Source organism: Burkholderia sp. Ac-20379 (assembly GCF_017104645.1).
Lineage (GTDB): Bacteria > Pseudomonadota > Gammaproteobacteria > Burkholderiales > Burkholderiaceae > Burkholderia.
Genome location: NZ_JAAGPF010000059.1, coordinates 19,263 through 32,238, shown reverse-complemented (window position 1 = coordinate 32,238; position 12,976 = coordinate 19,263). Strand labels below are relative to the sequence as shown.

Genomic DNA, 12,976 nt, shown 5'->3' with positions numbered 1-12,976 from the left:
CGCCTTGCACGCCGTTATCCGGCGCGATCGGCATCGTGTCGCGCGCGGCCGTCTCGAAGCCGGCCTGCTCGTACAGCGCCCACATCGACATCACGAAGCCCGGCGTGCAGAAGCCGCACTGCGAGCCGTGGCAATCGACCATCGCCTGCTGCACCGGATGCAGCGCGCCGCCGGGCTGGCGCAGATCCTCGACGGTGAACAGCGCGCGGCCGTCGAGCGTCGGCAGGAACTGGATGCATGCGTTGACAGCCTTGAACGCGACGCCGCCGGCGGGCGTCAGTTCGCCGAGCACCACGGTGCAGGCGCCGCAATCGCCTTCGGCGCAGCCCTCCTTGGTGCCGGTGCAGTGCGCGTCCTCGCGCAGATACTGGAGAACGGTGCGGGTCACGTCGGCGCCGCTGACTTCGCGGATCGCCTGACGATGATGGAAACGGATCGGCTGGCTCATCGGGTGTCGCTGGTTGGAGTCGCGGGGAATCCCGGCGGCGCGGGCCTGGCCGTGGCACACGGCCGGCCGGCGCTCGGGCCGGGTCGATGATTCGAACGCTATCACCGCCGAAAATCGCAACCCATAGCCCGAATCGCATGCGGCTCATACTGCCGCGCCAATATCGGGACGCAGCAGCCACGCCACAGCCATCGTCCGATGAACTAAACGGTACCTGCACGGAACGGCGTTCCATGCAACAATTCGGGTTTCTACTGACGCGTTGTTCCGTCCCCCGCCCACGCCACCCATGTCCTCCGATTCTGCTTCGACCCCGCGCGGCGGGTTCTCGACGACGCTGCAAATCCTGTCCGTCGTCTCGTTCACCTTTGTCTGTTATCTGACGATTGGCCTGCCGCTCGCGGTGCTGCCGGGCTTCGTGCACGAGGAATTGGGGCTGTCGGCCGTGGTTGCCGGCGCGGCGATCAGCGTGCAATACCTGGCGACGCTGGCCTCGCGGCCGCTGGCCGGGCGCTGCGCCGACACGCTCGGCCCGAAGCGCACGGTGCTGCGCGGGCTGATCGGCTGCGGCGCGAGCGGCGCGCTGCTGCTGGTGGCGCTCCTGTTCGTGCGCTGGCCGGCCGTGAGCCTGGTGCTGCTGCTGGCCAGCCGGCTGCTGCTCGGCGTGGGCGAAAGCCTGTGCGGCACGGGCGCGATTCTCTGGGGGATCGGCCGGGTCGGCGTGACCAACAACGCGCGCGTGATCTCGTGGAACGGCATCGCCACCTACGGCGCGCTGGCGATCGGCGCCCCGCTCGGCGTGGCGATCGCGCACTCGGTCAATGCGGCGCTGCTCGGCGTGCTGATGGTGGCGCTCGCGGCGATCGGCTACTGGGGCGCGCTGCGTCTCGCGCCGGTGCCGCTCGTGCACGGCGAACGGATGTCGTATGCCAGCGTGTTCACGCGCGTGCTGCCGCACGGCATCGGCCTCGCGCTCGGCTCGGCCGGCTTCGGCTCGATCTCGACGTTCATCGCGCTCTATTACGCGGCGCGCCACTGGCCGAACGCGGCGCTGTCGCTGACGGTGTTCGGCCTGCTGTTCATCGGCTCGCGCCTGCTGTTCGCCAACACCATCAAGAACTACGGCGGGTTCCGCGTGGCGATCGTGTCGTTCGTGGTGGAGTGCCTGGGCCTGCTGCTGCTGTGGCTCGCGCCGGTGCCGCACGTCGCGCTGGCCGGCGCGGCGCTGACCGGCTTCGGCTTCGCGCTGATCTTCCCGGCGCTCGGCGTGGAGGCGGTGGCGCTGGTGCCGCCGGCCAGCCGCGGCGCGGCGCTGTCGGCCTACTCGGTGTTCCTCGATCTGTCGCTCGGCATCACCGGCCCGCTGGCCGGCTACGTGGCCGGGGAATTCGGCTATCCGCAGGTGTTCCTGTTCGCGGCCGTGGCGGCCGCGGCGGGCGTGGCGATCTCGCTGATGCTCTATCAGCGCCAGAACCGCGGCGGCGCGCAAACGGGCGCGGCGGCCTGAGTTTCAATGCGCGCGGGCGCCCTGCCCGCGCGGCGAACGGCCGAGGCGGCCCGCGCCGCCCGCCGCTCCTACAACCGGTTCGACAGCGCCTGCTCCAGCGCGGCCACCCCGCCCGACAAATCGACCGGCACCTTCAGATCCACCATCGTGCGGCCGAACGCGTGCAGCGTGCGGAACAGGTTGTGTTCGCGGCATTGCTCGCCCATCTGGCCGATCCGCACGATCGGCAGCCCGAACGAGCCCGAAATCTCCACCTGGTGACGCTGAGAGATGTGCCCGCAGATGAGGCCCGGCGTCAGCCCTTCCGGCACGCGGATACCGACCACCGAATTGAGCCGGCATTCCTCCGGCGTATAGAGCTCGAGCCCCATCGCGGCGACGCCGGCCTGCAGCGCCAGCGCGCAGCGCTGATGGCGCGCGTAGCGGCTTTCCAGCGTTTCCTGGCACACCAGCCGCAGCGCCTCGTGCAGCGCCAGCACGCCCGACACCGGGGCCGTGTAGTGATAGCCGGCGTTGTGCCAGAAGTTCTCGGCCAGCGACATGTCGAGGCACCAGTGCGCGTTCGGCTCGGGGCGCTGCTTCATGCGCGCCCAGGCGGCGTCCGAGAACGCGATCAGCGACACGCCCGGAATCGACGACAACCCCTTCTGGCCGCCCGTGATGACCGCGTCGATGCCCCAGGCATCCATCTCGAGCGGCATGGTGGACAGCGTGCACACGGCATCGACCACCACCAGCGCGCCGGCCGCCTTGGCCAGCGCCGCGATCTCCTTCAGGTGCCGGTTCCAGACCGTGTTCGAGGTTTCGCCGTGGACGATCGTGACGATCTCGGGCTGCTCGCGCGCGATCGCCTCGGCCACCGCCTCGAGGCTCGCGGCTTCGCGGTCGGGCACGTCGAGGTAACGCACGTCGGCGCCGATCCGGATCGCCATCTCGGCCATCCGCGCGCTGAAGAAGCCGTTGCGGATCGACAGCACGCGCGTGCCGCGCCACGCCAGGTTCGAGATCGCCATTTCCATCGCGGCCGAGCCGGGGCCGGCCACGCCGAGCACCCATTTCGTGCGGGTCTGGAACACGTAGCGCGCCATCTCCTTCACTTGCTCGATGATCTTCGCCATCGTCGCGCCGAGGTGGTTGATCACGATCGCATTCGCCTTGGCGACCGCGGCCGGGATCGGCACGGGGCCGGCCCCCATCATCAGCAGCGGTTCCTCGGGAAGGATCGCGTCGAGCGGAACCACGACGGGACAGGGGATCGGCGAATGGTCGTTATGGGACATGAGCGAGCGGGAGCGTGGTAACAGGGTGCGAGCGCACCGGAACCGACGATCATTCCGCGAACCGGCCGCGCATGCAAGCCCCCCGGCCCGACTGCCAGGGGGCACAGCCGGCGCCGCGCGTCGTTGCGGGATTAACCGAATGGATCGAAACCGATTTATTTGCTCATCCGCCTCGCGCCCGGCCAAGCACGCGTATCAGACATTTTTTTGCGCACCGCCATTCGGAATTTCTGATCCTATCCATTCCATAAAACCGACAAAAAATAAAATTTTTCGACCGACCCCAAGAACCTCGAAAAATCGAATCAATTTCAATAAATTCAATTACTTAACAAATTCAATCGGTTTCATAGGCAACGCTTTATCGGCGCCACCCTGTTAAAAATACCGGCAAATTCATCACATTAACCGGTTGACTGTCTTAACAACTTTATTGAACAATTTACCGAGCCGTGCGTATTAGATAATTCACCCGGGCTGATCCGACAGCGTTTGACGGGCACCGCGACACGGCACACACAAGCACAATCATCGAACGGGCCGACAAAGCTATGAACCAGATCCAAACCATGAGGGTGTTCGTCTGCGTCGCCGAGCTACAAAGCTTTCGGCAGGCGGCGCGCAAGCTGGGCGTGTCCAATGCGCTCGTCACGCGTTCGATCGCGATGCTCGAAACGCACCTCGACACCCGGCTGATCCATCGCACCACGCGCAACCTCTCGCTGACCGAAGCCGGCACGCGCTATCTCGACGGCTGCCGCGCATTGCTCGAGGAGTTCGATCACCTCGAGGCGTCGGTGGCGCACACCATCCGCGAGCCGGTCGGCACCTTGCGGATCGCCGTGTCCGGTTCGTTGTCGCCGCAACGGCTCACGCCGCTCGTCGACGGGTTCCGCCGCCAGTATCCGAAGGTGCGCGTGCAACTGACCATCGCCGAAAGCCCGATCGACGGGCTCGACACCACCTACGACGCGGCGATCGTCGCCGGCCGCAAGGTGGACGACGGCGCGGCGCTGGTCAGCCATGCGCTCGCGCCCGATCCGTTCGTCGCGGTGGCCTCGCCCGGCTATATCGAACAGCACGGCGAGCCGCACCGCCCCGACGAACTGGCCCGCCATGCGGCCGTCGCGCTGCCGCTCGCCGCACACGGCTTCGCGTGGCGCTTCCTCGACGCCGGCCGCTTCGCGCATCTGGTCACGCTGCAGCCGTCCTACACGATCAACGACGCCTGGCTCGTGCGCGCCGCCGTGCTGGCCGGCTCGGGCATCGCGATCCTGCCGGAGAGCTTCGTGACCGATGCGATCTCGCGCGGCGAACTGGTGCGGCTGCTGGCCGACTACCGGATCGACGACGCCGATGCGCAACTGGCCGTGGTCTATCCGAACCGCCAGTTCGTGCCGGCCCGCACGCGCAGCTTCGTCGAGCACACGCTGTACCACTTCGGCCCGCGCTCGAACGGCCGCTACGGCTACGTCCACGATACGGTGGGCGAGCGCGGCGACGTCGTCACCGGCCTGCAGTAACGCCGCACCTGCCCGCGCCGCCGGCCGTCAAGGCCCGCGGCGCGGCGTCCCCTTCCCCATCCAGCCCTGCGGCGAACTGGCGCGGCTCGTGCCCACCCGGCCCCAGGCGCCGCTGCGTTGGCGCGGTATCTGTTATCGTGCCGGCTCCGGCCGCCGCCCCCGGCGGCCCAGCAGCCCTGGCAGCCTCCCCATGCGTTTCGACGATTCCTCGATCGCCGCCGTCTACCGCGCGATTTTCGAGCGGCGCGACATGCGCCATTTCACCTCCGAACCCGTCGACCCGGCCGTGCTCGCGCGGCTGATCCGCGCCGCCCACCATGCGCCGAGCGTCGGCTTCATGCAGCCGTGGCGCTTCATCCGCATCACGAGCCGGCCGCTGCGCGAGCGCATCCACGCGCTGGTCGACGCCGAACGGCGCGCCACCGCCGACGCGCTCGGCGAGCGTCAGGACGAATTCATGCGGCTGAAGGTCGAGGGCATCCGCGAGTGCGGCGAAATCCTGGTGGTCGCGCTCGGCGACGATCGCGAGCGCCATGTGTTCGGCCGCCGCACGCTGCCCGAGATGGATCTGGCCTCGGCGGCCTGCGCGATCCAGAACATGTGGCTCGCGGCGCGCGCCGAGGGGCTCGGCATGGGCTGGGTGTCGCTGTTCGACGTCGATGCGCTGCGCGCGCTGCTCGGCATGCCCGACGGCGCCAAGCCGATCGCCGTGCTGTGCCTCGGTCACGTCGACGCGTTCTACGCGCGGCCGATGCTCGAGGAAGCGCAATGGGCCGAACGCATGGCCGTCGAGGATTGCGTGTTCGAGAACGGCTGGGGCGGCACACCGCCCGCCTGACCCGGCGCGTGTACGGGGTCGAAGCGGGGGTCGAAGCGGGGGCCGGAGCGGCCGGCCCGCGCAGCGGCGCCCGCCGTCGGCCGAAACCGTGCGGGCGACACCGTCGGCGCGACCCGCGTCATGGCCCGAAGCTCTTGCCCGGTGTAGCATCTCGGCCGATGAAAACGATCCTCACCCGCGATTTCCTGGCGCTGATCCTGAGCGTGGCGGTGGTCGGCCTCGGCACCGGCGCGACCTTGCCGCTGACCGCGCTCGCGCTGACCGAATCGGGCCACGGCACCGGCGTGGTCGGCATGCTGACCGCCGCGCAGGCGGGCGGCGGCCTCGCGATCGTGCCGTTCGTCACCTGGCTCACGCGCCGCTTCGGCGCGCGCGAATCGATCGTCGTGTCGGTGCTCGCCGTGGCCGCGGCCACCGCCGCGATGCAGGTCACCTCCGATCTGATCGTCTGGGCCGTGCTGCGCGCGCTGTGCGGCGCGGCGCTGATGCTGCTGTTCACGATCGGCGAAGCCTGGGTCAACGAGCTGGCCGACGACGCCACGCGCGGCCGCGTGGTCGCCCTCTACGCCACCAACTTCACGCTGTTCCAGATGGCCGGCCCGGTGCTGGTCAGCCAGATCGCCGGCCTCGGCAGCACGCGCTTCGCACTGTGCGGCGCGCTGTTCCTGCTTGCACTGCCGACGCTGGCCGCGATCCGCCGCCCGCCCGGCGCGAGCGCGCCGCACCACGACGAGGCCGAGCACGATCACTGGCGGCGCGTGCTGCCGCTGATGCCCGCGCTGATCGTCGGCACCGCGTTCTTCGCGCTGTTCGACACGCTCGCGCTGTCGCTGCTGCCGATCTACGGCATCGAGCGCGGCGTCGCGAGCGGCGTGGCCGTGCTGCTGGCGTCGATCACGCTGCTCGGCGACACCACCATGCAGTTCCCGATCGGCTGGCTCGCCGACAAGCTCGGCCGCGCGCGCGTGCATCTCGGCGCGGGCATCGTCGTCACGCTGCTGCTGCCGTTGCTGCCGCTGGTGATCGCGAATCCGTGGCTGTGCTGGCCGCTGCTGTTCGTGATCGGCGCGGCGGCGGGCAGCACCTATACGCTGTCGATCGTCGCGTGCGGCGAGCGCTTTCGCGGCGCGGCGCTCGTCACGGCCAGCTCGCTGGTGTCGGCGTCGTGGAGCGTGGCGAGCTTCGGCGGCCCGATCGTGGCCGGCTCGCTGATGAACGCCTGGGGCAGCGATGCGCTGATCGGCGTGATGGTGGCCGCGTCGCTCGCGTTCGTGCTGGCCGCGTGGTGGGAGCGGCGGCGCGGCGTGTGACGGCCGGGCGGCTTCGATGGCGCACGGTTGTCAGGCTTCGCGGATGTAAACGCCGGCGCGCTGCGAAGGAGCGCGGCCGTCGGGCGCCGAGGTGAACACCGGGTCTTCGGCTGAACGCGCTTGTCAGGCTTCGCGGGTGTGGATGCTGCGGCGAAACGCTGCGTTGAGCCGTTGCGGCGTAAACGCCGGGGCGTTACGAAGAACCGCAGCCATCACGCAGCGAGGCGATGAACGCTGGCGCGCTTCGGCGAAACGCTGCCGTCACACGCCGCCGGCAAGCACGGCGACAAAGCCGAGCGGCAGCAGGCCGACGGCCACCCTTCCCGAAACGACGCCCCCGTTCCTCGACGACATCAAGCCGCCTGCCGCGCCTGCGGCCCACGCCCGCGCGTCACCGCGCCAAGCCCCAGCACGAACAGCGCCGAGGCCAACACCGGCAACGCCGCCGCATGAAACAGCGATGCGTTGCTCCAGTTCATCGCGATCATCTGCCCGCCGACGAGCGGCCCGAGCACCGAGCCGATGCGGCCGATCCCGAGGCTCCAGCCGATGCCGGTCGAGCGCAGCGCGGTGGGGTAGAACTGCCCCGCCAACGCATTGACGGCCGGTTGGCCGCCCACCACGCAGAACCCGCCTGCAAACACCACGGCCAGCAGCCAAGGCAGCGTACCCGCCACCGCGCCGATCGCGCCCACCGACACGGCCGCGCCCAGAAAACAAACGAACAGCACGCGCACGAAGCCGAAGCGCTCGATCAGGCTGCCGAGCAGCAAGGTGCCGGCCACGCCGCCCGTCTGCAGCGCGGTGCCGACGATCACGGCCGTCGACGGCGCATAGCCGGCGTCGCGCATGACGGTCGGCAGCCAGTTCGACAGGAAGTACAGATCGATCAGGTTCATGAAGCTGATCGCCCACAACAGCAGCGTGACGGGCAGACGGCCGGCGCGGAACAGCTCGGCGACGGGCGCGCCGTCGGCGGCCGGTTCGCGCACCACGAGGCGCGTTTGCGCATCGACGGCCAGGCCCGGCGCGAAGCCGGCCAGCCACGCGCGGGCGCGCTCGACCCGCCCCTTCAGCACCAGGAACTGCAGCGATTCGGGCAGCCAGGCGAGCATCGCCAGCGTCAGCACGAGCGGCACCGCACCGCCCGTGAAGAACACCGCGCGCCAGCCGAACGCCGGGATCAGCGCGGCGCTGACGAAGCCGCCCAGCGCCGCGCCGAGCGTGAAGCCGCACGACACGAACATCATCCGCTTGACGCGGTGCGCGGCCGGGCTGAATTCGCCGACCAGCGCCATCGCGTTCGGCATGATGCAGCCGAGGCCGAGCCCAGTCACGAAGCGCAGCGCGATCAGCGTCGGGATGGTGGAGACGAACGGCGTGGCGAGCATGGTCAGCGCGAAGAACAGCGTCGCGCCGATCAGCACCGGCCGGCGGCCGATCCGGTCGGCCAGCACCGACAGCCCGAGCGCACCGAGCAGCATCCCGAACAGGCTCGCGCTGAACACCGGGCCGAGCGCGGATTTCGCCACGCCCCATTCGGCGATCACGCTCGGCGCGACGTAACCCATCGCCTGCGCGTCGAACCCGTCGATGACGAGGCACGCGCCGCACAGCACCAGCAGCAACGCGTGAAAACCGGGACGCCGCGTGTCCTCGATCACACGGTCGACTTCGAGCGTGCGCGCGGCGGCATGCGGCGCGCTCATCGCACGGCTCCGGCGGCGGCGGCGCACGCTGATGCCGATTCCGCCGCGGCGATCGCGCGGAACGAGCCGTGATTGAGCAGGGTGACGAACTGGAATCGGGGCATGGGCGTCTCCGGGAGTGTCGGTGTGCCGGGCAGGCGGCGGGACGCGGGCGAACGCCGCCCGCGCGCAACGTTACGAATGGTAAAACCAATTTCTCATAACGTAACCGCTGTATACCCTGAGCTTGCCTTCGCCCGCCGCACCGGGCCACTATCCATATGAGCAAAACGCCGAACCGCGCGCGGCCGGCGCTGCTACTATGCTTGAGGTAATCGGGACGCTTCGCTCCGTTTGCCTATCCAATCCAATCATGATCCCGCTCACCATCCCCGAACTGGTCGAACGCGCCGGCGCCCGGCCTTATCTGCGCGAGCATCTCGCGCTGGCCCCGGGCGGCAACGCGGCCATCGCCAATCTGCCCGGCATGACGCTCGGCAGCAGCTATCAACCGATCTACGACGTGACGATGCCCGGCGCGCCGCAGTCGTCGTCGTTCGCCGACGCGATCGAGCGCTACGGCGACGAGCTCGGTTTCCAGGCGGTGCTCAGTTCGGAGAGCGACGTGCCGCTCGACCCGTTCGAGGCGATCGGCGAGGACACGCTGCTGGTGGAGTTCGACCGCCTCTCGCGCGCGCTGCACGCGATCAACTTCTTCGGCGCGCAGCGCCACGGGCTGCTGTTCCTGCGCGTGCACGAACGGCTGCTCAAGAGCGTCAAATACGATCACGGCAAGCATTTCGGCGCCGTGCTGCGTCAGTTCGGCATCAACCCCGAGCGCATCGTGATCGAGCTGCCGGCCGCCGCCGTCGCGCACAAGACGTTCGTCGGCTATCTGACCCAGAGCTATCAGCATCACGGCTTCAAGGTGGCCGACAAGCTGCCCGATCCGGGGCGGATCCTCGCCGTCGAATCGGAACTGGCGCGGCCGGACTACATCAAGATGGATGCGACCGTCGCGTTGCGCGACGGCATGGTGAAGGCGCTGGTCGGCTACGCGCAGCGCATGAGGATTCCGATCATTTTCGATCAGGTGTCCGATGAAACGCAGTTCTCGCTGCTGCGTCAGTACGACGTGCGGCTCATGCAAGGGCCGGTGTTCGCGCAGCCCGCGCACGTTTGAGCCCGACTTGCGCGCCGCGGCCCTGATGGCCCGGCGCGTCTTGCGGCGTCCCGCTCGTACCAGCCGGAAACCGGCGCGCACGCCGCGGCCTTGGTGGCGCGACGCATCTCGTTGCTTCCCGCTCGGTCCGACCTGAATCAGGCTCGCGCGCCGGGGCCGCGACGGCCCGGCGCGTCTCCATGTTTCCCGCTCAGCCCGGCTCGCCGAGCCGCTGCGCCAGCGTGCGCAGCTTCGGCCCGATGCGCTTGCGAAACACCTCCTCCCCCATCGACGACGCCGGCCCGCTGCAACTGAGGATCAGCCAGCGCCCCTCGCGCGGTTCGCGATACGGCACGGCCACCGCGTTCACGTCGTCGTGCCAGTCGCGGAACGAATAGCAGCAGCCGTCGCTCGCGAAATCGGCCAGCGCACGCTCGGCCGCCGCCACCCGCGACGCGGCCGCGCGCGCCGGCGTCACGCCGAGCTTCAGCTCCGCCAGCAGCGCCGCGCGCGCGTCGGCCGGCTGCACGGCCAAGTAGGCGCGCCCCATCGAGCTGGTCAGCATCGACAGTCGCGAACCGGCGGCCAGGCCCAGCGTCAGCGCCGTCTCGCTGCGGATCGTTTCGAGGTAGATCATGTCGAGGCCGTCGCGGCAGCCGAGCGAGACGGCCGCGCCGATCTCGCGCGCGAGCGCCTGCATGTGCGGGCGCGCCACGTCGAGCGCGCCGGCGCCGGACAGCAGCGCATAGCCGAGCGACAGCACGCCGGCGTCGAGCGCGTACTTGCCTGCCGCGTCGTCGAAGCGCAGATAGCCGAGCACCGTGAGCGTGTAGGCGAGCCGGTTCACGGTCGCCTTCGGCAAGCCGGTGCGCTCGACGAAATCGCGATTGCCGAGCAGCGTTTCGCCGGGCCGGAACGCGCGCAGCAGATCGAGGCCACGCGCGAGCGCCGTGACGAATTTGCGCGCGTCGAGCGCCGGATCGGGATGAGGTGAATGCATACGGTGCTACACTGGTCGTCGATTTGCAAAACATTGTTCCGCACAGCGGAACTTCAGTCAAGCAAGGAGATAACATGGCTGCTGCCGCTTTCCACTGGGACGACCCGCTGCTGCTCGACCAGCAACTGGCCGACGACGAACGGATGATCCGCGACGCCGCGCATGCCTACGCGCAGGGCAAGCTGATGCCGCGCGTGACCGAGGCGTTCCGTCACGAAAAAACCGATGCGGCGATCTTCCGCGAGATGGGCGAGATCGGCCTGCTCGGCCCGACGATCCCCGAGGAATACGGCGGCCCCGGCCTGAACGCCGTCAGCTACGGGCTGATCGCGCGCGAGGTGGAGCGCGTCGATTCCGGGTATCGCTCGATGATGTCGGTGCAGTCGTCGCTCGTGATGGTGCCGATCTTCGAATTCGGCTCGGAAGCGCAGAAGCAGAAATATCTGCCGAAGCTCGCGACCGGCGAATGGATCGGCTGCTTCGGCCTGACCGAGCCGAATCACGGCTCCGACCCGGGCAGCATGGTCACGCGCGCGAAGAAGGTGGCCGGCGGCTATGCGCTGTCGGGCGCGAAGATGTGGATCACGAACTCGCCGATCGCCGACGTGTTCGTGGTGTGGGCCAAGCTCGACGAAGAAGGCCGCGACACGATCCGCGGCTTCATTCTCGAAAAAGGCTGGAAGGGGCTGAGCGCGCCGGCGATCCACGGCAAGGTGGGCCTGCGCGCGTCGATCACCGGCGAGATCGTGCTCGACGAGGTGTTCGTGCCCGAGGAGAACCTGCTGCCGAACGTGAGCGGCCTGCGCGGCCCGTTCACCTGCCTGAATTCGGCGCGCTACGGCATCGCCTGGGGCGCGCTGGGCGCGGCCGAATCGTGCTGGCACACGGCGCGCCAGTACGTGCTCGATCGCCAGCAGTTCGGCCGGCCGCTCGCCGCCAATCAGTTGATCCAGAAGAAGCTGGCCGACATGCAGACCGAAATCACGCTCGGCCTGCAAGGCGTGCTGCGGCTCGGCCGCATGAAGGACGAAGGCACGGCGGCCGTCGAGATCACCTCGATCATGAAGCGCAATTCGTGCGGCAAGGCGCTCGACATCGCGCGGCTCGCGCGCGACATGCTGGGCGGCAACGGCATCTCGGACGAGTTCGGCGTGGCGCGCCATCTCGTCAATCTCGAGGTGGTGAACACCTACGAGGGCACGCACGACATCCATGCGCTGATCCTCGGCCGCGCGCAGACGGGCATCCAGGCGTTCTTCTGATCGCAGCCCCGATAAAAAACGGGCATCGCAGCGTGGCTTGCGATGCCCGTTTTCATTGCCGCGCCGGCCGGCCGCGCAACGCGGCCGCGGCGATCACTTGTTCGGCTGCGGCGTGAGGCGCAGATACGGGCGCACGGCCTTGTAGCCCTTCGGGAAGCGCTGCTTCAGCTCTTCCTCGTCCTTCAGCGACGGCACGATCACGACGTCGTCGCCATCCTTCCAGTTGCCCGGCGTGGCGACCTTGTAGTTGTCGGTCAGTTGCAGCGAATCGATGACGCGCAGCACTTCGTCGAAATTGCGGCCGGTGCTGGCCGGATAGGTGATGGTCAGGCGCACCTTCTTGTTCGGATCGATGACGAACAGCGAACGCACGGTCAGCGTTTCGTTCGCGTTCGGATGGATCATGTCGTACAACTGCGAAACCTTGCGGTCGGCATCGGCGAGAATCGGGAAATTGACGTTCGTCGATTGCGTTTCGTTGATGTCGCCGATCCAGCCCTTGTGCGACTCGGCGCTGTCGACCGACAGCGCGATGGCCTTCACGTTGCGCTTCTCGAACTCGCCCTTGAGCTTCGCGGTCAGGCCCAGTTCGGTCGTGCACACCGGCGTATAGTCGGCCGGGTGCGAGAACAGGACGCCCCAGCTGTCGCCGAGCCACTCGTGGAATTTGATGTGGCCGAGGCTCGAATCCTGCTCGAAGTCGGGTGCGATATCGCCAAGACGTAGACTCATGTTGCTCCTCCTGGATGGATGAACCGGTGGGTTGCAGCCGGGCGCCGAGCGCGCGCAGCCAAACCTCAAGCTTACGTCAACGGGCTGTTCGGGCAACGATTATTCCGTCAGATCGTCATGATGTTTTGTCATTTTTTCCCGGCAGATTGAAAGTTTGGGGAAACTTTTTCGCAAGCGATTCACTCCCTCCTTTTATCGCCAGTCGTTTACCATGGCCCGTCGTCCC

11 protein-coding genes are annotated in these 12,976 nt (G+C 68.4%); 6 read left to right on the top strand and 5 right to left on the bottom strand.

Going from position 1 to position 12,976, the window contains the following annotated elements; genetic code table 11:
- The coding region (locus G3N92_RS10865) for a 2Fe-2S iron-sulfur cluster-binding protein (RefSeq protein WP_206127470.1) at positions 1-448 on the bottom strand (448 nt) is incomplete at its 3' end.
- A gap of 289 nt (positions 449-737) precedes the next feature.
- On the opposite strand from G3N92_RS10865, the gene G3N92_RS10860 reads away from it, so the two are divergent.
- The gene (locus G3N92_RS10860; protein WP_206127469.1) at positions 738-1,955 is read left to right on the top strand and encodes an MFS transporter; all 1,218 of its coding nucleotides are present in this window, start codon (positions 738-740) and stop codon (positions 1,953-1,955) included.
- Between the two features lie 68 nt (positions 1,956-2,023).
- Here G3N92_RS10860 and G3N92_RS10855 read toward each other — a convergent pair whose 3' ends face one another.
- Positions 2,024-3,235, bottom strand: a complete 1,212-nt coding sequence (locus tag G3N92_RS10855) for an alanine--glyoxylate aminotransferase family protein (protein WP_206127468.1) — start codon at positions 3,233-3,235, stop codon at positions 2,024-2,026.
- Positions 3,236-3,786: 551 nt separating this feature from the next.
- Between G3N92_RS10855 and G3N92_RS10850 the strand changes: the two genes are divergently transcribed.
- From G3N92_RS10850 to G3N92_RS10840, 3 genes are all read left to right on the top strand, one after another.
- Positions 3,787-4,758 (top strand): LysR family transcriptional regulator, encoded by a 972-nt coding sequence (locus tag G3N92_RS10850; protein ID WP_206127467.1) that lies wholly within the window; start codon positions 3,787-3,789, stop codon positions 4,756-4,758.
- 190 nt (positions 4,759-4,948) lie between these two features.
- Positions 4,949-5,596, top strand: coding sequence for a 5,6-dimethylbenzimidazole synthase (gene bluB, locus G3N92_RS10845; protein WP_206127466.1), 648 nt, complete (start codon positions 4,949-4,951; stop codon positions 5,594-5,596).
- Between the two features lie 158 nt (positions 5,597-5,754).
- Complete coding sequence (locus G3N92_RS10840; protein ID WP_206127465.1) at positions 5,755-6,906, top strand: MFS transporter; 1,152 nt, start codon at positions 5,755-5,757, stop codon at positions 6,904-6,906.
- 353 nt (positions 6,907-7,259) lie between these two features.
- Here the strand turns inward: G3N92_RS10840 and G3N92_RS10835 are convergent, their stop codons facing one another.
- On the bottom strand, positions 7,260-8,615 hold the full coding sequence (locus tag G3N92_RS10835) for an MFS transporter (protein ID WP_206127464.1): 1,356 nt from the start codon (positions 8,613-8,615) through the stop codon (positions 7,260-7,262).
- A 352-nt stretch (positions 8,616-8,967) separates the two neighbouring features.
- On the opposite strand from G3N92_RS10835, the gene G3N92_RS10830 reads away from it, so the two are divergent.
- Positions 8,968-9,777, top strand: a complete 810-nt coding sequence (locus G3N92_RS10830) for an EAL domain-containing protein (protein ID WP_206127463.1) — start codon at positions 8,968-8,970, stop codon at positions 9,775-9,777.
- A 190-nt stretch (positions 9,778-9,967) separates the two neighbouring features.
- On the opposite strand, the gene G3N92_RS10825 is transcribed toward G3N92_RS10830, so the two are convergent.
- Positions 9,968-10,756: an IclR family transcriptional regulator gene (locus tag G3N92_RS10825; protein ID WP_206127462.1), complete on the bottom strand. Its 789-nt coding sequence runs from the start codon at positions 10,754-10,756 to the stop codon at positions 9,968-9,970.
- Between the two features lie 74 nt (positions 10,757-10,830).
- Here G3N92_RS10825 and G3N92_RS10820 point away from each other — a divergent pair, with 74 nt between their 5' ends.
- Entirely contained in the window at positions 10,831-12,018 is a 1,188-nt protein-coding gene (locus tag G3N92_RS10820) for an acyl-CoA dehydrogenase (protein ID WP_206127461.1), read from the top strand.
- A gap of 93 nt (positions 12,019-12,111) precedes the next feature.
- Here the strand turns inward: G3N92_RS10820 and G3N92_RS10815 are convergent, their stop codons facing one another.
- Positions 12,112-12,750: a peroxiredoxin gene (locus tag G3N92_RS10815; RefSeq protein WP_206127460.1), complete on the bottom strand. Its 639-nt coding sequence runs from the start codon at positions 12,748-12,750 to the stop codon at positions 12,112-12,114.
- Positions 12,751-12,976: the final 226 nt, after the last annotated feature.